Below are 26,774 nucleotides of genomic sequence, written 5' to 3'. Positions count from 1 at the left end.
TTGGATCATAGGGCACCATCATTCAAATATGTTCTTTAATACCAACAGCCTGCTTACCCGGAACTTCGTGATGATGGCGGCAGCGGGGCTCGTATGATTCCGATGCACCCACAAGGATGATCGGCTCATCATAGGAGGCCGGCTCCCCATCTATCAAGCGCTGAGTCCTGCTCGCAGGTGACCCGCACACTTCACAAACTGCCTGCAGCTTAGTCACCGATTCTGCAAGCGATAATAGAACAGGCATAGGACCGAATGGTTCACCTCTGAAATCTTGATCGAGTCCAGCCATAATCACTCGATAACCGCTGTCCGCAAGATGCTGGGCAACCCCGATAATTTCATGATCAAAAAATTGCACTTCATCTATTGCAATGATATCCAGGGGCTTGTCCAAATACTTAAAAATATCCGTTGAATGGGCAATCGGCTTTGCCATCACAGAAGAGCCATTGTGTGATACGACAGCCTCTTCCGCATAGCGATTATCAATAGCTGGTTTAAATACAGCTATTTGCTCTTTAGCAAATTGAGCACGGCTGACTCGTTTAATCAATTCTTCAGATTTACCTGAAAACATGCTTCCGCAAATAAGCTCGATCCAGCCTGTTTGTTTCATTACATACATGGAAACAGCTACTCCCTTCCACCTGTCGATCCATTGGCCATTATTGAAGTCGACCTGGCTTTGTATAAATTCTTACTTGTTTATGGAAAAGAAAAAACAGGCAAGAAAAATACTTGCCTGTTTTTTAAAAAGTCCGGCTTATTTAATACCGTATTTTTTGTTGAAACGATCAACACGTCCGCCAGCTTCAGCGAATTTTTGACGACCAGTATAGAATGGATGGCACTCTGAACAAGTCTCAACTTTGATCTCTTCTTTAACTGAACCAGTTTCAAAAGTGTTTCCGCAAGAGCAAATTACTTTTGAAAGCTTATAATTTGGATGAATTCCAGTTTTCATTCTTTTCAGCTCCTTATGCCCTGAATCATTCGAAACAGAGTTATATACTTCAAGTTGAGGGAAAAACACCCTCACATTTATTGTAAAAACACATGAACTCATTATAACAACTTAAGACTAGTTGTGCAACTGTTTGTTTCTTACAGGGTTTAAGAACGTTTTACGCTCGCTGGCCCCTTTTTCATTTCTGACATCTCTTCATCCAGCTTACTGAAAAATTCTTCATTACCTTTTGTCTGTTTTAGACGGCGAAGGAATTTCTCCGAGAAATCAGGAGAATCTGACATCGTTTTCCTGATGGCCCATAGTTTATCCAGGCGATCTTTCGGAATTAGCAATTCTTCTTTACGAGTGCCTGAGCGACGAATATCGATTGCCGGGAAGATGCGTCTTTCGGCAAGGGCACGATCTAAATGCAGCTCCATATTGCCCGTACCTTTAAATTCTTCATAAATGACGTCGTCCATTCTTGAACCCGTATCTACCAATGCTGTAGCAAGGATCGTCAGGCTGCCGCCTTCCTCGATATTCCTCGCCGCACCGAAAAAGCGTTTTGGACGATGGAATGCAGCAGGGTCAATACCCCCTGATAGTGTACGCCCGCTCGGCGGAATGACAAGGTTGTAAGCACGGGCAAGGCGAGTGATGCTGTCCATTAAAATGATGACATCACGTTTATGCTCCACAAGGCGCATGGCTCGTTCCAACACCAGCTCAGCCACCTTGATATGGTTTTCCGGCACTTCATCGAAAGTTGAGCTTACCACGTCTCCTGCGACGGAACGTTCAATGTCTGTCACTTCTTCCGGGCGTTCATCGATCAACAGCACAATCAATTCCGATTCGGGATGGTTTGTGGTTATCGCATTGGCAATTTCCTTGATGAGCATCGTTTTACCGGCTTTTGGAGGTGCAACAATCAGACCACGCTGCCCAAAACCGACCGGTGCCAGGACATCCATAATCCTGGTCGATAAGTTCTTCGGTGTCGTTTCCAGTTTAATTTGCCTGTTAGGATACAGCGGTGTTAAACCTGGAAAGTGGACACGCTCTTTAGCTGATTCCGGATTATCGCCATTGACTGCTTCAACATGCAGCAATCCATAATAGCGCTCGTTTTCTTTTGGAGGCCTTACCTTACCGGACACTTTATCTCCATTTCGCAAATCGAATCTGCGGATCTGAGAAGCAGAAATATAAATATCCTCCGAGCTTGGAGAATAATTAATTGGACGCAGGAAACCGAAGCCCTCTGAAGGGATGATCTCTAAAACGCCCTCCATGAATAGGAGGCCATCCTGCTCAGCTTGTGCTTTCAGGATAGCGAAAATAAGTTCCTTTTTGGAAAGTTTGCTGTAATAGGAAACTTTATATTCGCGCGCGTGCTCATAGAGATCCTTAAGTTTCATGTTTTCTAAATTAGAAATAGTTAAATTCATTATGACACCACACTTTTATTAATTAAACGTTTTCACCCATACTGAAAAAGAAATGGTTTGTTAGATGGAAGAAAAACCGCAATCCATGTACCCGACCAGAGTTTTCTTAGAAAGGATGATACATTTTACATGTAAAGAAGAAAATTAATTGAAGGCTTCTTGAAGTTTGGAGTGAAAGGGCAGATTTTAAATTATTAATAGTAGACCAAGCTTTATTTTACTTTTTTTATTTTAATTATTCAACTTAAATTTTTTTAAAGAGAAAGCGAGCGATGAAACCGCTCGCTTTTAAAAGTGATTTTTCAAAAAAACGCTATCAGTCGATCAAACCATTCGGTTTAATCTTAAGGCTGTGACGCCCATCAATGAATCGAACGGTACCAGATTTAGCACGCATGACTACGGATTGCGTTTCGCCGTAATGCCCTTTAAATTGTACACCGCGTAAAAGTTCTCCATCAGTCACACCTGTTGCAGCAAAAATTGCGTCATCTCCGCGAACAAGATCTTCCATTCTGAGGACTTTTCCTAATTCAAGGCCCATTTTTCCACAGCGTTCCACTTCTTCATCACTATGAGGAACGAGCTTACCTTGAATTTCCCCTCCAAGGCATTTCAAGGCAACGGCTGCAATGACTCCCTCTGGAGCTCCGCCAGATCCGAATAAGATGTCAACACCGGTAAGATCGAAGGCTGTATTTATGGCTCCAGCTACATCTCCATCGTTGATCAACTTGATACGCGCCCCTGCCTCACGAAGTTCATGAATGATCTTCGAATGACGGTCGCGGTTCAATATTGTTGCAACCACGTCTTGGATATCTTTATTTTTTGCCTTGGCTACCGCTTTCAGGTTGTCCAAGACAGAAGCATTGATATCAATCTGACCGACAGCCTCTGGTCCGACAGCTATTTTATCCATATACATATCCGGGGCATGAAGCAAGTTCCCCTTATCGGCTATCGCCAATACAGCCAATGCATTCCAGCCGCCGGATGCAACGATGTTCGTTCCTTCTAAAGGATCAACCGCAACATCCACTAGTGGCCCAAGACCAGTACCAAGTTTTTCGCCAATATAAAGCATTGGCGCTTCATCCATTTCCCCTTCACCGATTACAACCGTTCCTTGCATGGGAATAGTATTGAAAACATCCCGCATTGCAGTTGTTGCTGCATCATCCGCTTCGTCTTTCTTTCCTCTTCCCATCCAGCGAGCTGAATTTAGTGCCGCCGCCTCTGTTACGCGGACAAGCTCCATCGATAAACTTCTTTCCATTTCCGGTTCCCCCTCATGTACACTAGCATGATTTATTTATATATTAGTATAACACATTATATCATATATAGTAACACAATGAGGTAACAAGAAAAGGGATCAGCTTTTAAGCTGCTCCACTTCTTCTTGCGTCATTTCTTCACGCCAAATCGTCGCTCCCAAACCTGAAAGTTTTTCAACAAGATGGCTATATCCGCGATCTATATGTTCAAGCCCGGTCACTTCTGTAATCCCTTCAGCCATTAAACCGGCAATTACCAGAGCTGCTCCGGCACGTAAATCGCTTGCCTTCACTTTTGCCCCATGTAGTTGGACAGGACCATCGACGATGCCTGCTCTGCCCTCGACTTTGATCTTAGCATTCATGCGTCGCAGCTCATCAATATGCTTAAATCGCGCCCCATATATCGTATCGGTGACCATGCTAGAACCGCTTGCTTTTGTTAAAAGGGAAGTGAAAGGTTGCTGAAGATCTGTTGGGAAACCAGGATAAACCAACGTCTTGATATCAACGGATTTATAATTTTCTCCCGGTGAGACAAATATCTGGTCATCACCCGCTTCAATATTAATCCCCATTTCCCTCAATTTGGCAGTCAATGACTCCAAATGCTGGGGAATGACATTATCGATCAGAATCCCTTCACCGACAGCAGCGGCTAAAATCATGAAAGTACCGGCTTCAATCCGATCCGGTATGATCGTATGCTTGCAACCATGCAAACTTTCCACACCATCAATACGGATGATATCCGTTCCAGCACCCTTAATTTTCGCTCCCATATTGGTCAACAATGTGGCGACATCGATGATTTCCGGTTCTTTCGCAGCGTTTTCAATCACAGTGCGGCCTTTGGCCAAAACGGCGGCAAGCATGATGTTGATCGTTGCCCCTACACTAACGACATCCAAATATATGCGTGCTCCCCGGAGCTCGTCCGCCCTAAGGTAAATGGCTCCTTGTTCATTCGTCACTTGTGCGCCAAGTGCTTCGAACCCCTTAATATGCTGATCTATCGGACGGGGTCCTAAATGGCAGCCTCCTGGCAAGCCGATCACTGCCTTTTTGAATTTACCAAGCATTGCCCCCATTAAATAATACGAAGCACGTAACTTCTTGACCCTGCCATTCGGAAGAGGCATTGAAATCATCCTGCTGGGGTTGACTGTCATCTGTCCTTCATCAAAGGACACCTCACCGCCAATTTCCTCCATTAACTCTTTCAGCATCTGTACATCCGAGATATCAGGCAGGCCTTCAATCGTTACGGGAGAGTCCGCTAAAATTGTTGCCGGAATAAGGGCAACCGCACTATTTTTTGCTCCGCTGACACGAATGCTTCCCTTTAGAGGATAGCCACCGGCAATTTTAAGTTTTTCCATAATAAACTCCCTTCCACGCTAAGCACTTAGAAGCTACTTCCAAAAAGTAATATTTTACCACAAGAAAATTGCATAATCCGACAACATTCACTATCTAGTTCTTTAGTTTACACAAAAGTAGAAAATTCATGTAAAAAAAAGATAAAAATTTCTAATTTATGTTAATTTCATTAAAACAGTGCAATCTATAGCGACTTAGCGGCAAGGCATTATGCTTCTGTACGTGAATTCCAATCATTCAAGAAAGCTTCAATCCCTTTATCCGTTAATGGGTGGTGGAATAATTGCATTAAAACTTTATAAGGGATCGTTGCAATATGTGCCCCTTTAAGAGCCGCTTCTGTAATATGCATCGGATGGCGGATGGAAGCTGCAATGATCTCAGCATTGATATCATGGATCGCAAATATGTCAGCAATATCCGAAATTAAATCCAAACCATTTTGGCCGATATCGTCCAAGCGTCCTAAAAATGGCGATACATAAGTTGCTCCTGCCCTAGCTGCCAATAATGCTTGGTTGGCACTGAAAATAAGCGTGACATTTGTTTTGACACCTTGTTTTGTAAGTGCTGAAACAGCCTTCAAGCCGTCTGGGGTCATTGGCACTTTGATCGTGATGTTAGGTGCAATCGCAACAAGCTCCTTGGCTTCTGCCATCATTCCTTCAAAATCAAGCGCAATGACTTCAGCAGAAACGGATTCCTTAACAAGGCTTGTGATTTCTTTTAGCCGGTCATGGAAAGAAACTCCCTTTTCCCTTGCAACAAGTGATGGGTTAGTCGTAACACCTGCTAGAACGCCAAGTTCGTGCGCTTGTTTGATTTCTTCCATATTTGCTGTATCTATAAAGAATTTCATAAAATATCCTCCGTATGTAATCGATTTTTTATTTCTCTATTGAATTCTAATTGTTCGAAAAATAGAGCCCGGATTAAGCCTGCATCTAAAAGAAACCATTAGGGGGGAGCCCCCCAATGGGAATATTGCCTTACATTTAAAGGATGGAACCCTTTTGAAATTAAGCTTTTCCGTTTGAACCGAATTCACGAATTTTGCCGATGACCGTTTCTTTAATAGCTTCACGGCCAGGAACCATGTATTTACGAGGATCGTACACTTCAGAATCGTTATTCAGGATTTCACGAACCGCTTTTGTGAACACAATTTGATTTTCCGTATTCACATTGATTTTTGATGTTCCAAGTGAAATCGCTTTTTGGATATCTTTCAGAGGGATGCCTGTACCGCCATGAAGAACAAGAGGTTTGTTCGTTAAATCCCGTACTTCTTCCATTTCTTTATAGCCTAGGTTAGGTTCACCTTTGTATGGTCCGTGAACGGATCCCAAAGCTGGAGCAAAACAGTCGACATTCGTTTCTTTAACCAACTGTTCACATTCTTGAGGGTCTGCATATACGACTCCATCAGCGATAATATCATCTTCTTGTCCGCCAACCGTGCCCACTTCCGCTTCAACCGAAACATTGCGTGCGTGAGCGAATTCGACAACCTTCTTGGTTGTTTCGATATTTTCTTCGATCGGATGATGTGAAGCGTCGATCATTACTGAAGTGAAACCGGCTTCGATAGCTTCCTTACATTTATCAAAACTTGAACCATGGTCAAGGTGAATGGCCACAGGAACAGTGATTTTCATGTCTTCCAACAATCCTTGAACCATCATGACAGTCGTTTTAAAACCACCCATATGACGGGCAGCACCTTCGGAAACACCAAGGATGACTGGGGATTTTTCTTGTTCAGCAGCAGCTAGGATGGCTTGAGTCCATTCAAGGTTATTGATATTGAATTGACCTACTGCATATTTTTCATCAAGGGCTTTATTCAGCATATCTTTCATAGAAACTAAAGGCATTTGATTTCCTCCTACTAGTGGATGTTTATTTTTTAAAGTTAATTCTTTCTAGATATTCCCTAAAACCAAAGTAGCATACGCTTATAAATCAGAATATCTCTCCTCTTTTAGCATATCAATACATCAAAAAAACAGCAACAATTACAACTGTACCATGCCTCAAATTTTATTCCAAAAAAACACGGCCCATCTAAAAAAAGATAGCCGCGGCAATTTCCCCGTCAATAATATTAAATTTTCAAGACCGTTAACTCGATTGAATCGGCAAGTATTCACGTACGGCCTTTCTAATATCATCAATATCAAACGGCTTTGCAAAGTGTGTCATTGCCCCTAAATCCTTTGCTTCTTGAATCATGTCAAGTTCACCATATGCCGTCATGATTATGACCCGGATGTCCGGATCGACGACTTTCATCCTTTTCAAGATCTCGATGCCATCCATTCCCGGAATCTTCATATCCAGCAATACAAGATCGGGTGAATGATTATTTAGCACTTCCAAGGCTTGAATGCCATTAGCTGCTTGAAATGTTTCATACCCTTCTTTATGTAAAACCTCGTTCAATAAAATACGAATCCCGAATTGATCATCAACAATCAATATTTTCCCTGGCATTTTATCACCTCTCCCCTTCCCGATTCATCAATTAAATATATTAGCCAATTCGGCCATATTACCCGAAAAAGGGTAGTTACATAGATTGCGTTAAATCACTTGAGGTCCAACGCATTTATTCCATTCATGATTTCTATGTTCATATTCGATAATTGTAACAAAATTCCTGCTGTATGGCTAAAAGGAATTTTAATTTTTTTGTTTTTTCGACCGATTTAGTTAATTCAGCCCGTTGGACCAAAAACCCTGAAACCTGTCAATGTAAAGGAAAGTCCTTTATAATAAGTATATTATTTTTTAAAGGAGTCCCTGATCATGTTAAAAATTTTCTCGACACAGATAAGCGGTTTATTTAAAAAACTGATTGAAAATGAAGCCTTTGAAATGGAGGATGCCGGACGCCTGCTGGCTCAGGCTGCAGTTGGGGACGGTTCTGTGTTCATTCACGGTTTTGGTGAAATGCAGGGCGTCACTGCCGAGGCTTTGAATGGGGCAGAACCCTTTCCTAAGGCAAAAAGCTATGAATTAAGTGAAACTATTTCCAGGGAAGATCGATTTCTTATATTCAGCCGCCATTCAGACGATTCAGAAGCATTGATGCTGGCAAAACAACTCAAGGAAAAGGATATCCCATTTGTTGCGGTTTCTACATCAGTCCCTTCCGAAGAAGATACTCTTTTGGAGTTGGCTGACGTACATATTGATTTACGTATCCAACGGGGACTGATTCCCGATGAAACGGGAAATCGATATGGGTTCCCTACCCTCATTACCGCTCTTTTCGCTTATCATGGAATTAAATTCACTCTTGAAGAAATCATAAAAGAATATGAAGATGAAGAATGATAAATTCAGCTAAAAAAAGGGGTTCGGAAAATACTATCATCAAATGATGTTCCCGAACCAACTGACCACTTATCTAAGCGTTATATAAATTTGGTTGTAGCGTGTGTTGCGGGACTCATGCGGGAAAAGCACGTCTAAGCGGTGCCTCGAATCGAAATCAACGTACAAATTGTACAAGCCATAAAAAAAACTGTAGGCAAACTCGATTTTCTTCAAGTTTGCCTACAGTCTGAAACAGCCACATGGGCTGTTTTTTTGTTTATTAAAGATTTTTGCCGTTCTTTAATGACATACCGACAAAGTCGCGGAATAGCGGCTGTGGACGGTTAGGGCGTGACGTGAATTCCGGATGGAATTGGGAAGCCACGAACCAAGGATGATCTTTCAGTTCAACGATTTCGACTAGACGACCATCCGGACTTGTACCAGAGAACACGAATCCTGCCTCTTCCATAGCTTGACGGTAGTGGTTATTGAATTCATAACGGTGACGGTGACGTTCATAAACAACCTCGTCATTATACGCTTCGTATGCTTTAGTTCCTTCGATAAGTTTACAAGGATACAGACCAAGACGCAGTGTTCCGCCCAAATCTTCTACATCCTTCTGCTCAGGAAGAAGATCGATGATTGGATCAGGAGTATTTTCATTAATTTCAGCTGAATGTGCTTCTGGAAGTCCCAGGACGTTGCGTGCATACTCAATGGACGCCAACTGCATGCCTAAGCAAATTCCGAAGAATGGTTTTTTTGTCGTGCGGGCAAATTCGGTCGCTGCAATTTTCCCTTCGATTCCACGATCTCCAAAACCTCCAGGTACAAGGATTCCATCTGCATCTTGAAGAAGTTCTGCAACATTTTCTTTAGTTACGTCTTCGGAATTCACCCAGTCGATTTCAACATCTGCATCAAATGCGTAACCGGCATGCTTAAGTGCTTCCACTACAGAAAGATAAGCATCTTGCAATTCAACATATTTTCCGACTAAGGCGATTTTCGTTTTCTTTGATAAAGAAGTAACCTTTTTGACTAGTTCCTTCCAATCTTCCATATCCGCCTCGCCACAGTCCAATTGCAAGTGGTCACAAACGATTTGGTCCATATTTTGTGCTTGAAGCGCAAGAGGGATGGAGTAAAGTGTATCCGCATCAAGACATTCGATAACAGATTTTTTATCGATATCGCAGAATAAAGCGATTTTATCCTTCATATCTTGTGAAATCGGGCTTTCTGTACGTGCAACGATGATATTTGGCTGAATGCCAAGACTGCGTAATTCTTTTACACTATGCTGTGTCGGTTTTGTTTTCATTTCACCAGCAGCTTTGATGTAAGGAACCAGTGTACAGTGGATATACATAACATTATTGATACCGATATCACTCTTGATTTGGCGAATCGCTTCAAGGAATGGAAGAGACTCGATATCCCCTACAGTACCGCCAATTTCAGTGATGACTATATCGGCATTCGTTTCATTGCCTGAACGGAAAACCCGTTCTTTGATTTCATTCGTGATATGGGGAATGACCTGAACCGTTCCGCCTAGATAATCGCCACGGCGTTCTTTTCTCAGGACGGTTGAATAAATTCTGCCTGTAGTCACATTGCTGTGTTTACCAAGGTTGATATCGATGAAACGCTCATAGTGCCCCAGATCCAAATCCGTTTCAGCACCATCATCCGTTACAAACACTTCACCATGTTGATATGGACTCATCGTACCAGGATCCAAGTTGATATAAGGGTCAAACTTCTGGATTGTAACATTCAATCCCCTATTTTTTAATAATCTGCCTAAAGAAGCGGCCGTAATCCCTTTTCCCAAGGAAGAAACTACCCCACCTGTCACAAAAATATATTTTGTCATCTTATATCCTCCTATAGAATGTCTTCTTCCAATTCAGTTCTTCACATCATTAAATCGGAACCTGAATCGAATCTTCCGCTACATGAGCGGTTAAAAGCTAGAAACCGTAAACCAGTACAAACCATTAATCACTTAAAGGTCTTTAGTGAGAGTCATGCAGGATACATGAACAAGAATAAATTTCCTTAAATGACAGTTAACATAAATATGTTCTCTATAGTTTTTACAATTCTACGAGAAATCATTTTTAAAAATAAAAAAATGATGTCATTTATTCATTCCATCATTAAAAACAAAAACGCTCCGCTTACAATAAAAGTAAGGGAGCGATATAATTTAATCATTGTGTCCTTTTTTAAGGAGCCCAAAAATGATTCTACAAATTTCGCCTCAAAAAGTCAAGGGCGATTATTTATTTCTCATCCTCTTCATCCAAGTCAGCCAAGTCATCTTCGTCCTCATCTTCGTCCTCATCATCTTCCAGGACAAATGCATCATCTTCGATTATTTCTTCTTCCAGATCGTCGTCATCATCCACGTCATCATCCAAAAGCACTTCGTCGATGACTGGAGAACCTAGAATATCATCATCGTCGTCATCTTCATCCTCGTCCAGATCATCGATATCTTCTTCAAAGTCAAGGTCTTCGTCTTCAAGTTCATCGAAATCATCGATGACGACAGCAGCCTTTTTGGCTTTCTTTTTCTTTTTAGGTTTTACAACATGTACGACTTCTTCTTCGATTTGGTCAACCGGGTACCATGTTTTCAATCCCCAGCGGTTGTCTCCTAGTGAAGTGAAACGGCCATCTACATTTAAATCCGTATAGAATTGGGCAATTTTCTTTTCCACTTCCGCTTTGGATAAATGGTGCAGCGAAGCTAATTCACTAATTAAGTCTTTAAATGGAATCGGTTCATTTCTTTCAACTAACAAATCATATGCCATCTCTATTAAGGACATTTCCAATAATTGCTCTTTTGAGTATTGTTTTAAACTCAAATTCCGCACTTCCCTTCTCTATTCAAACACTGAATTCCGTGTTTTTTCACATAAAAAAATAATCTAAAACAGTATTTCGATAAAATAACGACAATTCCTGCTAGACATATACTCCATTATAAACAATCTAAATGGGTTTATGCTAGTTCTATATGATACTTTCACAGATTTACCTTATTGTCTATCATTCACAGGAAACCAAAAGCTAAAGATTCTTCCTTTTTTTCTTTTTCGATTTTTGACGATAGGCTGACGTAAAAAAGACAATAGTCAGGATAAAAAAAGAAATCGCACCCAATTGATGCTCATACAGCTCAAATAAAAAAATGATGGCAAGAATGTAACCTATGATCAATCCAATCATTTTCAGGTTCATTTTCTCAACTCCAATAGGGCTGATTCTTCATTTTTGCCCCTTTTCCAAATAATTATAAGGTAAAATCTTCATTTTGTTAAAAAAGACGGAAATTATTAAAAAAAGGGGCCCCTAAACGTTCGGAGCCCCCATCTTTGTTACATATTCCTTCGATATTGACCGCCTACATCATATAACGCCCTCGTTATCTGACCAAGACTGGCCACCCTCACGCAGTTCATGAGTTCAGCAAAGATATTTTCCCCATTCATGGCTGCCAATTTCAGTTTAGTCAGCGCTTCATCCGTGAACTCCTTATTTCTTTCCTGGAATGCCCGGAGATTTATGATTTGCCCTTCCTTTTCTTCCTTTGTTGCACGGGCAATTTCCATGCTGTTCACTGCTTCTTCGGAAGGAGGATTTGGATTCAAATACGTATTGACACCGATGATCGGCAACTCTCCCGTATGCTTTAACATTTCGTAATGCATCGATTCATCCTGAATTTTCCCGCGCTGATACTGTGTCTCCATTGCACCCAGCACACCGCCCCGATCATTGATGCGATCGAACTCTTGCAGTACGGCCTCTTCGACCAGATCCGTCAATTCCTCCACGATGAAGGCACCTTGCATCGGGTTTTCATTTTTTGAGAGACCATGCTCCTTCGTAATGATCATTTGGATGGCCATTGCCCGGCGCACGGATTCTTCAGTAGGTGTCGTGATGGCTTCATCGTAAGCATTAGTATGCAGGGAGTTACAGTTGTCCTGTAATGCCATTAAAGCTTGAAGTGTCGTTCTGATATCATTAAAATCAATTTCTTGGGCATGAAGCGAGCGCCCGGAAGTCTGTATATGATATTTGAGCTTCTGGCTGCGGTCGTTCGCACCATATTTGTCCCGCATGACTGTCGCCCAAATCCTTCTTGCCACCCTCCCGATAACCGTATATTCCGGGTCGAGCCCATTTGAGAAGAAGAACGACAAATTCGGGGCAAAGTCATCAATATTCATTCCGCGACTTAAATAATATTCGATGTAAGTAAAGCCATTCGCTAATGTAAAAGCCAGCTGCGAAATTGGGTTGGCACCCGCTTCTGCAATGTGATAGCCAGAAATGGATACAGAGTAGTAATTCCTGACTTTCCGATCGATGAAGTATGCTTGAATGTCGCCCATTAACCTTAAAGCAAATTCCGTAGAGAAGATGCATGTATTCTGGCCTTGGTCCTCTTTCAGTATATCCGCTTGAACAGTCCCGCGTACCGTCTGAAGCGTATAAGCCTGCACTTCTTCAGCTTCGGCATCTGTAAGGGGACGGCCTAACTCTTCTTCTTTCCGTTGAATCTGCTGATCGACTGCAGTATTCATATACATGGCCAAAATGATTGGCGCCGGTCCATTGATGGTCATGGATACAGAGGTTGAGGGGTGGCAAAGATCAAAGCCTTCATACAGCTTTTTCATGTCATCCAACGTACAGATGCTGACTCCGCTTTCCCCTACCTTTCCATAGATATCAGGCCGGTGATCAGGGTCCTCACCATATAAAGTTACAGAATCGAAAGCCGTGCTTAGCCGTTTAGCAGTATCATCCTTTGATAAATAATGAAAACGCCTGTTGGTTCGGTCTGGCGATCCTTCACCGGCAAATTGCCGCTTCGGGTCTTCCCCTTCACGCTTGAATGGAAAGACTCCCGCTGTGTAAGGAAAGAAGCCCGGAACGTTCTCACGGAATACCCATCCCAAAATCTCTCCATAATCCACATATTTCGGCAGTGCCACTCTCGGGATCATTAAACCTGATAAACTTTTCGTTTTCAGCTTTGTGACGATTTCTTTATCCCTGACTTTCGTTACAAACTGCTCCCCTGCATACTTTTCTTTTAAATCCATCCAACCAGAAAGGATTTTTTTAGATTCAGGTGATAAATTCGAAGCGGTTTCCTCTTTCAGTTTTTCTAGGGAAGCCACCATATCGCCGTCGTTATCATTTTCCTTAATTGCATCAATTGCTCCTTCAAGCTGGAAAAGCCTCCGGGCAATACGCACTTGTTCAGCCGCACGCTTATGATACGATCTGACCGTATCACTGATTTCGCGTAAATAATACCGACGGTCAGTGGGAATGATGACATTTTGCTTATAAACATCAGCTTCTTTGGAAAAGGCCGTACTCCAAGCCGTCCCTGATTTTTCATTAAGCTTTTCAATCAGTGCAGCGAATAATGCATTGGTGCCTGGGTCATTGAATTGGGAAGCGATTGTACCGTACACTGGCATTTCAGATGGATCTTGATCAAAAAGCGTACGGCTTCTTTGATATTGCTTTTGAACTTGGTTTTTTGCATCCTCGGAACCTTTGCGCTCGTATTTGTTAATGACTATCAAGTCTGCATAATCAATCATATCGATTTTTTCAAGTTGCGAAGGTGCACCGAATTCACTCGTCATTACATACATGGATACATCGCATATTTCGGCAATTTCTGCATCTCCCTGACCAATTCCGCTCGTTTCAACGATGATTAAATCGAAGCCAGCTGCCTTCACGACGGAAATGGCATCTTTTATCGCCAAAGACAACTCACTTTTTGAATGGCGGGTGGCTAGGCTCCGCATATAAACACGCTCCGAAAAGATCGAGTTCATTCTGATCCTGTCACCAAGCAGGGCACCGCCCGTTTTCTGTTTGGTCGGGTCTACAGATAGAATGGCAACTCTCTCATCCGGAATTTCGTTAATGAACCTTCGTATCAATTCATCAGTCAATGAACTCTTTCCAGCGCCTCCAGTCCCCGTGATTCCCAGAACAGGAACCTTCTTTTCGGAAGTCTTGATCTGCTCAAAAAGACTCTCCACAGCTGCCGCCGATTCCTGTGAAACATCGAGTCTATTTTCGGCAAAGGTAATAAATTGGGCAATGGCATTCGTTCCCCCAGCAATCAATTCATCAAAACGTTCCTGTAAAGATGGTTTGACTGTCGAGAAATCACACTCCTCCATCAAAACGTTTATCATTCCTTGAAGCCCATATTCCCGCCCTTCATCAGGTGAAAAGATACGGGCAATCCCATAATCATGGAGTTCTTTAATTTCCCTTGGGATGATAACCCCGCCACCGCCGGCAAAAATCCGAATGTGCCCGGCTCCCTTTTCCTTCAGCAGGTCATACATATATTTAAAATATTCCACATGTCCGCCTTGGTAAGATGACATGGCTATGCCTTGGACATCTTCCTGGATGGCCGCATTCACGATTTCTTCCACCGAACGATTATGACCTAGGTGGATAACTTCCGCCCCGCTGGACTGTAGGATTCTCCTCATTATATTGATGGATGCATCATGTCCATCAAATAAACTCGAAGCTGTTACGAATCTAATATGGTTCTTCGGTTTATACACCTCAACTGTACTCATTTAGCTCCTCCTTATTGAAACTTATTTATATCAGTGCTATTTGGAACCCGATACATTTTGAATCAATAATTGCGTCTGCAGTTCAACATACTCTTGAAGCGTATACTGTTTATGCAAAGCCCATCTTCTAAAACTCCACATCTGTCCCTGTACGAAAATGTTATGTGAAACAAGGCTTATTTGTTTTTCCGTTAATGATAGCTCCCCATTTTCGACACATTTCGTTATCACTTTTTCGAACATGCCCACCATCCGAAGTTCTTTGTTCAGAACATATGGTAAAGCATCTTTCGTCAAGGCTTTCACTTCCTGGTACATGACAAGCACTTCGTCCTGCATATCATCCATCACTTTATAAAAATAGGCGATCGTCAGCTTCAAACTTTCAAGTGTCCCATCACTCTGTTCTATTTCCTTCTGAAGCTTTTCCTGGACTTCATCATAGATAAAGTCACAAACGAGATATAATATATCTTCCTTGGTCCGGATATACTCGTATAACGTGCCAATGCTAAAGCCTGCCGCTTTGGCAATTTCCCTGGTAGTCGTTCGATGAAATCCCTTTTCCTTAAAAAGGGTCACCGCCCCTTTAATCATTTGTGTACGCCTTTTTTCAACCAGCCGCTCATCCTTTACAGATGCAAGAACCTCTCTTTTTTCCATTTTCAAACTCCTTTTTAAAGCCCATCAATCATTTTTCAAAGACATTCTGAAGAAATTGAAAAGGGAATTCCGGTAAAGGCAGTGCCTCATCGGAAAACCACATTTTCAACCCTATTTAGTAACCATCCGTGAGATGACCAGCTTTTGAATTTCCTGTGTACCTTCGTAAATCTGGGTTATTTTTGCATCGCGCATATACCGCTCCACTGGATAATCTTTTGTATATCCATAACCCCCGAAAACCTGCACTGCCTCCGTCGTCACTTTCATTGCTGTATCTCCAGCAAAAAGTTTGGACATGGCCGACTCTTTCCCATAAGGAAGGCCCACTGATTCCAACCAGGCAGCCTGATAGGTTAATAGCCTTGAAGCCTCAACACCCGTTGCCATATCCGCCAATTTAAAACCGATTCCTTGCTGTGCAGAAATTGGCTTGCCGAATTGGACGCGCTCTTTTGCATAATCAACCGCAGCATCCAATGCACCTTGGGCTATGCCTACAGCCTGGGCAGCAATTCCATTACGGCCGCCATCAAGCGTCATCATCGCGATTTTAAAGCCTTCTCCTTCTTTTCCAAGGAGATTTTCTTTAGGAACACGGCACTCATCAAAGATGATTTCCGTAGTCGGTGATGAACGGATTCCAAGCTTCTTCTCTTTTTTACCAACACTGAAGCCTGGGAAGTCCTTTTCAATGATAAAAGCACTCGTTCCTTTTTGTTTCGATTCAGGATCTGTTAATGCAAAGACGACATATGTATCTGCAATCCCGCCGTTCGTAATGAAGATTTTTGAACCGCTGATAACATATTCATCACCCACAAGCTTTGCAGTCGTTCTCATACCGCCGGCGTCTGAACCTGAGCTAGGCTCAGTCAGGCCATATGCACCGATTTTTTCACCCTGTGCCATCGGGCGAAGGTATTTTTGTTTTTGTTCTTCAGTGCCAAACTTATATATTGGCCATCCTGCAAGCGAAGTATGGGCTGATAAAGTCACCCCAGTTGAAGCGCAAACGCGGGAAAGTTCTTCAATCGCTATGCAATACGCTAAGTAATCACTTCCAATTCCGCCGTATTCCTCAGGCCACGGAATCCCAGTCAATCCAAGTTCAGCCATTTTATCGAAGATCTCACGGTCGAATCGTTCTTCTTCATCCCTCTCGGCAGCAGTCGGAGCCACTTCATTCTGGGCAAAGTCGCGCACCATTTTCCTGATCATTTCATGTTCTTCCGTTAGTTTAAATTGCATGGCAATGCCTCCTAAATTTCTCGTAATTAAAGATTTTTACTGATGACCATCCTCTGTATTTCGCTGGTACCCTCATAAATTTCAGTTACCTTTGCATCCCTGAAATAGCGTTCGACCGGATATTCCGTTGTATATCCATAGCCTCCGAACACTTGGACTGCTTCTATGGCCACCTCGACGGCCGTCCTCGAAGCGAATAGCTTAGCCATGGCAGCCTCTTTACCGCAATTCAATCCCTGCGAGCGTAAATACGCCGCACGATAGACCAATAGCCTTGAAGCTTCTATGCTCGTTGCCATTTCGGCCAGTTTGAAACCAATTCCTTGCTGTTCTGCAATAGGTTTGCCGAATTGTTCCCTGCCTTTTGCATATTGGACAGCATGTTTCATGGCACCCTCAGCAATTCCCAGCGCTTGAGCGGCAATCCCGATCCTTCCAGCATCCAAGTTGGCCATGGCGATCTTAAAGCCTTCACCTTCTTTGCCAAGGAGATTGGCTGTAGGGACTTTCATATCCTCGAACGTTACTTGCACGGTGCTCGAGCCATGAAGGCCCATTTTACGTTCATCTTTACCGATGATTAAGCCTGGCGTCCCTTTTTCTACAACAAAAGCAGAGATTCCCTTACTTCCCTTTTGAGGATCGGTTGAAGCAAAAACAATAAACACATCCGCTTCCCCGCCATTGGTGATAAAAACCTTGGACCCATTTATTCGATATTCTCCGCCTTCCTTTACTGCCACTGCCTTCGATTTCAAACTCGCAGCATCGGAACCTGAGCTTTGCTCGGTCAAGCAAAAGGCTCCTAGATTTTTACCAGCGGCTAACTTAGGCACATACTTTCGCTTCTGCTCTTCCGTTCCAAAATAAACGATTGGATTTGTGCCAACAGAAGTATGAACGGATAGTATGACACCGAGAGTGGGACTGACTTTGGAAATCTCATTGATGGCAATGATGTAAGACATGAAGTCCATACCCGCGCCACCGTATTCTTCTGAAATCGGAATTCCCATCAAACCAAGCTCACCCATTTTTTGCAGAACCGTTTTTGGAAACACGCCTGTTTCCATTGCCTCGATATGAGGAGTGATCTCATTCTCCGCAAAAGCGCTTACCATTTTCCGCATCATTTCATGTTCTTCGGTAAACTTGAACTCCATCCTTCATCCCTCCCTAGATGCACATCTTTCTATGATTAGTTATATTCATAAAAGCCGCGTCCTGATTTCTTGCCTAGCCACCCAGCTTTTACATATTTCCTTAACAGCGGACACGGTCGGTATTTATCGTCTCCCAGTCCTTGGTGAAGGGTTTCCATTATATACAAGCATGTATCCAGCCCGATGAAGTCAGCTAGCGTAAGCGGGCCCATCGGATGGTTCATTCCCAGTTTCATTACGTCATCGATCGCCTCTTTAGTAGCGACGCCCTCATAAAGTGTATAGATGGCCTCATTGATCATCGGCATTAAAATCCGATTCGCTACAAAACCTGGAAAATCATTGACTTCCACCGGCACCTTATTCAAGGATTCAGCCATCTTTTCAACTTCTTTATAAACTTCATCCGATGTTGCAAGGCCGCGGATGATCTCAACCAGCTTCATGACTGGAACTGGGTTCATAAAGTGCATGCCAATTACCTTTTCCGGCCTTTTCGTGGCAGCGGCTATCTCGGTAATCGGAAGCGAAGAAGTATTGGATGCAAGAATGACGTGCCGGGGCGTGATTTCATCCAACTCGGCGAATATTCTTGTTTTTATTTCCATGTTTTCCACTGCCGCTTCAATCACTAAATCTGCCGCAGCTGCATTTTTCAAATTCGTTGAAGAAGTTAACCGGGAAAGGATTGCATCTTTCTCTTCGGATGCCAGTTTCCCTTTTTCTACCTGCCGGGATAGGTTTTTCGCAATAGTCCCTAACCCCTTTTCTACATACTCATCTTTTAAATCGTGTAAAAGAACTTCATAACCGCTCATTGCACAGACCTGGGCAATGCCAGATCCCATCTGTCCCGCACCAATGACCATCACTTTTTGAATGCCCATGAATATCCCTCCTCATTTATCTATGAAACTATCATCCTTGTTTAGGCACTTCTATTAAAACGGCATCTCCCTGACCGCCGCCACTACAGATCGCTGCGATGCCCAATCCCCCTCCGCGGCGTTTCAGTTCATGCATCAGCGTAATGATGATGCGGGCACCACTCGCCCCGATTGGGTGGCCTAACGCTACAGCCCCTCCGTTTACATTCACTTTCCCCGGCTCGATGTTGGCAATTTTCCCACTGGCCAGTGCAACCGCTGCAAATGCTTCGTTCACTTCAAACAAATCAATTTCCTCTATCGATTTACCTGTCTTCTTCAGAAGTTCATTTATGACCAGACCTGGCGTTTTAGGGAAGTCCTTTGCTTCCACTGCCACTTCTGCATGAGCTAAAATATAGGCAAAAGGCGTTTTCCCTTCTTTTTCCGCACGTTCCTCACTCATCAATACGAGTGCACCTGCCCCGTCATTTACACCCGGTGCATTACCTGCCGTAATGGTCCCCTCATTATTGAAAGCTGGACCTAGTTTAGCCAGCTTCCCGGCAGATGTATCTTTTCTTGGGGCTTCATCATGTTCGATGGTAATTGGTTCGCCTTTTCGGACCGGCACCTGTACGGAAATGATTTCTTCTGCAAGAATGCCGCCATCGATTGCTTTTATCGCTTTTTGATGACTCTCGTAAGCCCAGCCATCTTGTTCCTCACGGGTGATTTCAAGATCCGTGGCAGTACTGTTTCCGTAAGTCCCCATATGGACGCCCGTAAAACTGCAGCTAAGACCATCCGATATCATCGTATCCTTCAGTTCTCCATCACCCATCCTTAGGCCCCACCTTGCTTTCGGGAGGATATAAGGAGCATTGCTCATCGATTCCATTCCGCCGGCAACAATGATTTCTTCTTCACCTAAGCGAATGATCTGATCAGCCAATGTGACACTGCGAAGTCCTGATGCGCATACTTTATTAATGGTTTCCGTTTTCACTTCCCAAGGCAATCCAGCATGACGTGCTGCCTGGCGGGACGGTATTTGGCCTTGGCCTGCTTGAAGCACATTCCCCATGATGACCTCGTCTACTTGGCTGCCTTCAATCCCTGCCCGAACAAGTGCCTCTTTGATTGCTATTCCACCAAGTTGTGATGCAGTCAAACTGCTAAGACCACCGCCGAATTTACCAAAAGGTGTTCTCACACCGCTAATAATCACTGTTTTCGCCATCATTATTTCCCCCTATAAGTAACATTGATTGAACGCTCGCTCAATTTGGAGTTAAAAAAATAGTGTTGTAAGCGCTTAATATTATATTATATTACACATTTTTCTCAAAAATGAAAATATTTAGTTTGTAAATATTGAAAATATTGCCTGCTTCCAGTTGATCCATCTCATTTAGAAGAAGCAGGCAATTCCATTTAAAATTAAGAGGCAATCGATTTATTTTCACCAATGACCGCTTTTTCGAGTAGTTCAGCTACATCATACGTTTTAACATTTTCCTCAACTTCTTTTGCTTTCGTCCCATCAGATAGCATGGTCAGGCAATAAGGACATCCTGAACTGATCACTGTTGGACTGACGGCCAGCGCTTGTTCGGTACGGGCCACATTAATGCGGTTTCCTGTTTCTTCTTCCATCCACATCAAACCGCCTCCGGCTCCACAGCACATACCCTTCTCACGGTTACGCTCCATCTCAATAAGTTTCACACCTTCAATGGATTGCAGGATTTCACGCGGCGGGCTGTAAACTTCATTGTACCTTCCCAAGTAACAGGAATCGTGGAATGTAATCGTCTCATTCACCGGATACTGAGGCACCAACCTGCCTTCACTGACAAGCTTCGCCAACAATTCAGTATGGTGATACACTTCCGCTTCCAAGCCGAAATCCGGATACTCATTCTTAAAGATATTGTATGCATGCGGATCGATCGTCACGATTTTCTTTATTTCATTCTTTTGGAATTCTTCTATATTTTTCATTGCAAGTTCCTGAAAAACAAACTCATTACCCAATCGACGGGGAGTATCCCCTGAGTTTTTCTCCTTATTTCCGAGAATTGCAAATGTGACGCCCGCTTCATTCAATAATTTAGCAAAGGAAAGGGCAATCTTCTGGCTACGGTTATCGTACGACCCCATTGAACCTACCCAGAATAAATACTCGAATTCTTCGTCTGCCTTTTTTAATTCCTTCACGGTTGGGACGCTGACATCTTCCCGAAGGCTTCGCCAATCTTCTCTCTCTTTACGGTTCAATCCCCAAGGGTTCCCTTGACGCTCAATATTCGTCATGGCACGCTGCGCATCGGGATCAAGTCTGCCCTCTGTCAGCACTAGATAACGTCGCATATCGATGATTTTGTCGACATGTTCATTCATTACCGGGCATTGATCTTCACAGTTCCGGCATGTGGTGCAAGCCCAAAGTTCTTCTTCCGTAATGACTTCGCCAATCAGGCTCGGACTGTAAGCTTCTGTTGCTGCAGCTGACTCCTGCGCCCCCTGCGCGGCACCAGCCAAAGCAATCTTATTTCCCTTCGTATTTCCAAAAACAAAAGATGGCACCCATGGCTGCTTCGTTGTAACGGCAGCCCCCGTATTTGTTAAATGGTCACGCATCTTGATAATGATATCCATCGGGGACAGCATTTTACCGGTACCTGTAGCCGGGCACATATTCGTACAGCGACCGCACTCCACACAGGCATAGAGGTCCACCATTTGATATTGCGTCAAGTCCTCGATATATTTGGCACCGTAATATTGATTGCCTTCTTTGTCGAGAATCTCTTCTTCCAGATCAACCGGTTTCAATTTCCCCGGATTGTCCAGGCGATTAAGGAATACATTTATCGGACCGGCAATCAAGTGAGCATGCTTAGATTGCGGGATATAAACAAGGAAAGATAATATGATCAGTAAATGCAGCCACCAAGCTACATAAAAAACGACGGTTGCCGCTGTTGTTCCCATCCAGCTGAATAGATATGCGATGCTCGATGCGACTGGCTCTGACCAGGTTGCATCGTGTCCATGCCAGATCATTCCCATTCCATTCCCCAGTAATACGGTGATCATGATACCTGTAATGAAGATGACAACCAAACCTGCTTTGAAATCCCTTTTCAAGCGAACGAGCTTTTCGACATAACGGCGGTATGCCGCCCATAGGATTGCAACAAGAACGGTAAGCGTCACAATTTCCTGGAAGAAAGTAAAGGCCGGATAAACAGGGCCAAACGGTAAATGCCACCCCGGCCTTAAGCCTTTAACGAAAAAGTCAAGTGCGCCAAATTGCACTAAGATGAAACCATAAAATAACAAGGCATGAATGATCCCGCTCTTTTTATCTTTAAAGAGCTTCTTCTGTCCAAATACATAAACCCCTATTTTGACAAGACGATCTTTCACACGGTTATCGAATTCCACTTTTTTGCCAAGTTTTATATAAGCAATACGAGTCTTTATCAAATAGACAAACAAACCGGCGGCGTAAGCGGTTACAATCAAGAATGCAACTAAGTTGATCCACAGTAAACCATTCATGCAGTCTTTCCCCCTCTTTAGTAAATTGCAAAATGCCAGGTACCATTTTGGGAAATTTGGCATTTTTCTGAAATTTGATTAATTCCATTATATAATGAATGAGCATTCAGTCAACTTTTTTCTTTTAAAAACTGTTTAAATTTTCTTCCCCTTAATTATATAATTCGACAATTCCATGCATTACCCTTCTGCATTCTTAAAAAATGAGGACCCTTTCCCCGCTTTTTAATGATTACTGACAGGGAATTAGAGCCAAACTAAATATAATCATTTAGGGGGGATTTTTTTTGAAGATAATCACTACGATTGCCTCTATATTTTTATTGATCTTCTCTTGGTGCTGGGTTGATCTTAAGGTAGGGCATAAGCGTTATTTGAAGCAGGCAACCAACATTAAATATCCGCCTCGGAACAGCGAAATGACTGTATTCACATCAGGGAAAATCCTGTTTGCAGATTTTATGAAGGAAGTCAGGCAAGCTCAGGATTCCATCCATATCCTTTTTTATATTGTAAAAAATGATAAATTCAGCAAGGACTTTTTGAAATTACTGCAGTCAAAAGCGGAAGAGGGTGTGGAAGTGCGGCTTTTAGTCGATTGGATAGGAAGTAAAAAAATGCCCCGTGAAACCATTCAGGAGCTGACTAAAAGCGGCGTTCATTTTTCTTTTAGCTTTAAACCGAAACTCCCCTTCCTTTTCTATACCATACAAAAAAGAAATCACCGTAAGATCACGGTGATAGACGGAAAAATCGGCTATCTTGGCGGCTTTAATATCGGTAAGGAGTATATAAACCAAGGGGAGAAGCTGAACCCATGGAGAGATTACCATTTAAAAATGACCGGGGAAGGTGTAAAGGACCTTCAGGAAGTCTTCCTCACGGATTGGTTCCATGATACAAACGAGGATTACAGAGGAACACCTGCCTATTTCCCGACATTGACTCCCGGTACGCAGGCACATCAGTTTGTCGTCACGAATGGCAGTGATCTTGAACAGGCACTGACACGCATGATTCGGCAAGCCACTAAAAAAATCATTATCGGGACTCCATACTTCATTCCCAGTGAAACTTTATTTCAAGAATTAAGGGAAGCCCTTGCACGCAATGTTTCCGTTACGGTCATCGTACCTGAAATTTCAGACCATCCCCTTGTCAAGGAAGCTTCTTTTCCCTACTTTCGGGTACTTATAAAAGACGGGGCTGAAATCATGCAATTTCAAAGAGGGTTCTACCATTCTAAGGTGATACTGATCGATGATATAATGTGTGATATCGGTACGGCTAATTTTGATAAACGCAGTTGTTTTTTAAATAGTGAAATGAACTGCATCGTTTATGACCGGACATTTATAAAAGATGTAGAAAAGGAATTGGCAGTGGACCTGGCCGAATCCAAGCCGCTAAATGGGGACGCTCTTTCCAACATGGATGTAGTCCGTTCAGCAAAGGAATCGCTGGCTTCCATCCTTTCTCCTTTTCTTTGACATCCGTTTGCTCAAGGAGAAAAATAAAATGAAAATAAGATTTGGATTCGTATCCAATGCCACTTGTTTATGGGAAGCTTCTCCGGCTAAGACAATTACTTTCAAGCGATATAACACACTTGGCACAGAGAAAGGAATGGAAAAACTCCTTGATGTGACAAGGCAGAACATTGAAAATACCTTAAGGGTCCTTCAATATAACACGGCACACCAAATAGAAATATACCGGATGTCCAGTTCCATTGTTCCTTTAGCCACACATCCCGAAATAGAATGGGATTTCGTTACTCCTTTTAAAAAAGAGTGGAAACAGCTTGGCGATTGGGCTACTGCACACAAGATGAGGATCAGCTTTCATCCCAATCAGTTTACGCTGTTCACCAGCCCTAAGCCGGAGATTACACAAAATGCCGTGAGAGATATGGAGTTTCATTATAAAATGCTTGATGCAATGGGCATTGCGGACACCTCTTTCATCAATATCCATGTCGGTGGAGCCTATGGTGATAAAGAGTCCGCACTTGTAAGGGTTCATGACAACCTTAAATCGCTGCCTCTGCACGTCAAGGAAAGAATGACTTTGGAGAATGATGATAAAACCTATACAGCATCTGAAACCCTGGGCGTATGTAAGAGGGAAGGCATCCCGCTTGTATTCGATTATCACCATCATCTCGCAAACCTTTCAGATGAGCCGCTTAACGAGCTTCTCACCGAGGTGTTCACCACTTGGAATCAAGCAGGGACGGTACCAAAGATTCATATTTCATCCCCAAAATCGGCAGGTGAATTCCGCTCGCATGCAGATTATATCGATTTGGACTTCATCATGCCCCTTTTTAAAGTGCTTAAGGATCTTGGCCAGGACGTGGACTTCATGATCGAGGCCAAGATGAAGGATCGGGCAATGTTGCAGCTGATTGAAGATATGGCTAAGATTCGTGGTGTAAAAAGGGTGAGCGGCGGAGCCGTCGAGTGCTAATTGACCAAAAAAAGCGGCTGTTTCGCTAGAAACAGCCGCTTTTTTCCATTACATTTTTTCCGGTGCCGAAACCCCGATGATGGCTAATGCATTCTTTAAGGTAATTTGGACGGATTTAACCAGTCCTAGACGCGCCTTACTTCTTTCCATTTCTTCAACATCCAGAACCTTATCTGCATTGTAGAAACTGTGGAATGTAGAAGCCAGGTCGAATATATAATTAGTCATACGGTGTGGCATCCGTTTTTCGGCTGCTTCCGCTATTGCCTGCGGGAATTCACCTAATTTCTTCAAAAGCTCCACTTCTTTTTCAGTAGTTAGGGCTGAGAAATCAGTGACTCCTTCATAGCTGACCCCTTGTTCAACACCTTGGCGTAAAATGCTGGAAATACGGGCGTGGGCATACTGTGCATAATAAACCGGGTTTTCATTGGACTGTGATACCGCAAGATCCAAATCGAAATCCATATGGGTATCCGCACTCCTCATCGCAAAGAAATAACGTGTTGCATCCAGACCCACTTCATCAATAAGGTCACGCATCGTAACTGCTTTACCGGTACGCTTACTCATCTTCATTTTCTCGCCATCCTTGTACAGATGAACAAGCTGGATGATCTCCACTTCAAGCTGCTCGCGGTTGTACCCTAATGCTTCGATCGCTGCTTTCATACGCGGTATATAGCCGTGGTGGTCTGCACCCCAGATATTGATCAGCGTTTCAAAGCCTCGCTCCAATTTATTACGGTGATAGGCAATATCCGGTGTCAAATATGTGTAAGACCCATCCTGCTTAATAAGCACCCGGTCTTTATCATCGCCTAATTCCGTAGAGCGGAACCATGTAGCCCCATCTTCCTCGTAAACATGGCCCCTGTCCCTCAACACTTTGAGTGCCTCATCAATTTTACCATCTTGATAAAGAGATGTTTCGGAGTACCATACATCGAATCCGACACGGAAATTACCCAAGTCCGTTTTCAGTTTTTCCATTTCATATTTCAAGCCGTACTCACGGAAAAATTCAAAACGTTCCTTTTCATCTGCATTTACATATTCATCCCCATATTCACTGGCAAGCGTCTTACCGATGCCAATGATATCTTCGCCATGGTAACCGCCCTCCGGCATATCTTTTTCAAGACCAAGTGCCTGGAAATAGCGAGCTTCTATGGAGATGGCCAAATTATTGATTTGGTTTCCTGCATCATTGATATAGTATTCACGTGAAACATCATATCCTGCTTTAGCGAGGATATTACATAACGTATCACCTACTGCTGCACCACGGGCATGACCAAGATGGAGATCACCTGTCGGGTTCGCGGAAACGAACTCCACTTGGATTTTTTCGCCTTTACCAAAGTCACTTTCCCCATATGCTTCATCCACTTTCAAAATGACAGGAACCAATTCTGTCAAATAGGAATTATTCATGTAGAAGTTGATGAAACCAGGTCCTGCTATTTCAATTTTTTCGATGGATGCTTTTGAGTTATCGAAGTTTTCAATGATTGCCTCTGCTATCATCTTTGGCGCTTTCTTTGCAATCTTGGTTAATTGCATGGCCATATTCGTGGAATAATCCCCGTGTGACTTATCTCTTGGAAGTTCCAATACAACATTTGGAATCTGCCCTTCCGTTGCTAAACCAGCTTTAATGACTGCCGCTTTAATCTCTTCTTTCAGTTTTTCCTGTACCTCTTTTACTATATTCATGCG

At 43.0% G+C, this 26,774-nt stretch carries 22 protein-coding genes; 3 read left to right on the top strand and 19 right to left on the bottom strand.

Annotated features, from left to right (window positions below; all coding sequences use genetic code 11):
* Positions 1-22: 22 nt before the first annotated feature.
* From ACIQYG_RS04300 to ACIQYG_RS04265, 8 genes are all read right to left on the bottom strand, one after another.
* Positions 23-628: a thymidine kinase gene (locus ACIQYG_RS04300; protein ID WP_034315845.1), complete on the bottom strand. Its 606-nt coding sequence runs from the start codon at positions 626-628 to the stop codon at positions 23-25.
* A 138-nt stretch (positions 629-766) separates the two neighbouring features.
* Positions 767-967: a 50S ribosomal protein L31 gene (gene rpmE / locus ACIQYG_RS04295; protein WP_034315847.1), complete on the bottom strand. Its 201-nt coding sequence runs from the start codon at positions 965-967 to the stop codon at positions 767-769.
* Between the two features lie 149 nt (positions 968-1,116).
* On the bottom strand, positions 1,117-2,406 hold the full coding sequence (rho, locus tag ACIQYG_RS04290) for a transcription termination factor Rho (RefSeq protein WP_034315849.1): 1,290 nt from the start codon (positions 2,404-2,406) through the stop codon (positions 1,117-1,119).
* A 316-nt stretch (positions 2,407-2,722) separates the two neighbouring features.
* A complete protein-coding gene (gene glpX / locus ACIQYG_RS04285; RefSeq protein ID WP_402835692.1) occupies positions 2,723-3,685 on the bottom strand; it encodes a class II fructose-bisphosphatase in 963 nt (320 codons plus the stop codon).
* Positions 3,686-3,784: 99 nt separating this feature from the next.
* The gene (locus ACIQYG_RS04280) at positions 3,785-5,068 is read right to left on the bottom strand and encodes a UDP-N-acetylglucosamine 1-carboxyvinyltransferase (RefSeq protein ID WP_034315853.1); all 1,284 of its coding nucleotides are present in this window, start codon (positions 5,066-5,068) and stop codon (positions 3,785-3,787) included.
* A 209-nt stretch (positions 5,069-5,277) separates the two neighbouring features.
* Complete coding sequence (gene fsa / locus ACIQYG_RS04275) at positions 5,278-5,928, bottom strand: fructose-6-phosphate aldolase (RefSeq protein ID WP_034315855.1); 651 nt, start codon at positions 5,926-5,928, stop codon at positions 5,278-5,280.
* 160 nt (positions 5,929-6,088) lie between these two features.
* Complete coding sequence (locus tag ACIQYG_RS04270; RefSeq protein WP_053536898.1) at positions 6,089-6,946, bottom strand: class II fructose-bisphosphate aldolase; 858 nt, start codon at positions 6,944-6,946, stop codon at positions 6,089-6,091.
* Between the two features lie 247 nt (positions 6,947-7,193).
* Positions 7,194-7,565, bottom strand: coding sequence for a response regulator (locus tag ACIQYG_RS04265; RefSeq protein ID WP_034315860.1), 372 nt, complete (start codon positions 7,563-7,565; stop codon positions 7,194-7,196).
* 315 nt (positions 7,566-7,880) lie between these two features.
* Between ACIQYG_RS04265 and ACIQYG_RS04260 the strand changes: the two genes are divergently transcribed.
* Positions 7,881-8,411 (top strand): DUF2529 domain-containing protein, encoded by a 531-nt coding sequence (locus ACIQYG_RS04260; RefSeq protein WP_402835689.1) that lies wholly within the window; start codon positions 7,881-7,883, stop codon positions 8,409-8,411.
* A 262-nt stretch (positions 8,412-8,673) separates the two neighbouring features.
* Here ACIQYG_RS04260 and ACIQYG_RS04255 read toward each other — a convergent pair whose 3' ends face one another.
* The 10 genes from ACIQYG_RS04255 to ACIQYG_RS04210 form a co-directional block, all read right to left on the bottom strand.
* Positions 8,674-10,281: a CTP synthase gene (locus ACIQYG_RS04255; RefSeq protein WP_402835687.1), complete on the bottom strand. Its 1,608-nt coding sequence runs from the start codon at positions 10,279-10,281 to the stop codon at positions 8,674-8,676.
* Positions 10,282-10,693: 412 nt separating this feature from the next.
* Positions 10,694-11,284, bottom strand: a complete 591-nt coding sequence (gene rpoE / locus ACIQYG_RS04250) for a DNA-directed RNA polymerase subunit delta (protein ID WP_402835685.1) — start codon at positions 11,282-11,284, stop codon at positions 10,694-10,696.
* Positions 11,285-11,489: 205 nt separating this feature from the next.
* Positions 11,490-11,660 (bottom strand): hypothetical protein, encoded by a 171-nt coding sequence (locus ACIQYG_RS04245; protein ID WP_402835683.1) that lies wholly within the window; start codon positions 11,658-11,660, stop codon positions 11,490-11,492.
* A 137-nt stretch (positions 11,661-11,797) separates the two neighbouring features.
* A complete protein-coding gene (gene icmF / locus ACIQYG_RS04240; RefSeq protein WP_402835681.1) occupies positions 11,798-15,064 on the bottom strand; it encodes a fused isobutyryl-CoA mutase/GTPase IcmF in 3,267 nt (1,088 codons plus the stop codon).
* A gap of 36 nt (positions 15,065-15,100) precedes the next feature.
* Positions 15,101-15,727 (bottom strand): TetR/AcrR family transcriptional regulator, encoded by a 627-nt coding sequence (locus ACIQYG_RS04235; RefSeq protein ID WP_402835679.1) that lies wholly within the window; start codon positions 15,725-15,727, stop codon positions 15,101-15,103.
* Between the two features lie 111 nt (positions 15,728-15,838).
* Positions 15,839-16,978, bottom strand: a complete 1,140-nt coding sequence (locus ACIQYG_RS04230; protein WP_048683536.1) for an acyl-CoA dehydrogenase — start codon at positions 16,976-16,978, stop codon at positions 15,839-15,841.
* Positions 16,979-17,004: 26 nt separating this feature from the next.
* Positions 17,005-18,141, bottom strand: a complete 1,137-nt coding sequence (locus ACIQYG_RS04225) for an acyl-CoA dehydrogenase (RefSeq protein ID WP_402835677.1) — start codon at positions 18,139-18,141, stop codon at positions 17,005-17,007.
* Between the two features lie 35 nt (positions 18,142-18,176).
* On the bottom strand, positions 18,177-19,028 hold the full coding sequence (locus tag ACIQYG_RS04220; RefSeq protein WP_402835674.1) for a 3-hydroxybutyryl-CoA dehydrogenase: 852 nt from the start codon (positions 19,026-19,028) through the stop codon (positions 18,177-18,179).
* A 31-nt stretch (positions 19,029-19,059) separates the two neighbouring features.
* Positions 19,060-20,250, bottom strand: a complete 1,191-nt coding sequence (locus ACIQYG_RS04215) for an acetyl-CoA C-acetyltransferase (protein ID WP_402836344.1) — start codon at positions 20,248-20,250, stop codon at positions 19,060-19,062.
* Between the two features lie 200 nt (positions 20,251-20,450).
* On the bottom strand, positions 20,451-22,580 hold the full coding sequence (locus tag ACIQYG_RS04210; protein ID WP_402835672.1) for a (Fe-S)-binding protein: 2,130 nt from the start codon (positions 22,578-22,580) through the stop codon (positions 20,451-20,453).
* Positions 22,581-22,867: 287 nt separating this feature from the next.
* Here ACIQYG_RS04210 and cls point away from each other — a divergent pair, with 287 nt between their 5' ends.
* Both cls and uvsE read left to right on the top strand, forming a co-directional pair.
* Positions 22,868-24,070, top strand: coding sequence for a cardiolipin synthase (cls, locus tag ACIQYG_RS04205; RefSeq protein WP_402835670.1), 1,203 nt, complete (start codon positions 22,868-22,870; stop codon positions 24,068-24,070).
* Between the two features lie 28 nt (positions 24,071-24,098).
* Complete coding sequence (uvsE, locus tag ACIQYG_RS04200) at positions 24,099-25,052, top strand: UV DNA damage repair endonuclease UvsE (RefSeq protein WP_402835668.1); 954 nt, start codon at positions 24,099-24,101, stop codon at positions 25,050-25,052.
* A 48-nt stretch (positions 25,053-25,100) separates the two neighbouring features.
* Here uvsE and argS read toward each other — a convergent pair whose 3' ends face one another.
* Positions 25,101-26,771, bottom strand: a complete 1,671-nt coding sequence (argS, locus tag ACIQYG_RS04195; protein ID WP_402835666.1) for an arginine--tRNA ligase — start codon at positions 26,769-26,771, stop codon at positions 25,101-25,103.
* Positions 26,772-26,774 lie beyond the last annotated feature (3 nt).

This window comes from Peribacillus sp. NPDC096622, from assembly GCF_044762665.1.
GTDB classification, from domain to species: domain Bacteria; phylum Bacillota; class Bacilli; order Bacillales; family DSM-1321; genus Peribacillus; species Peribacillus frigoritolerans_B.
The sequence above is the reverse complement of the archived record's forward strand: the minus strand, read 5'-3'. Positions and strand labels throughout refer to the sequence as shown.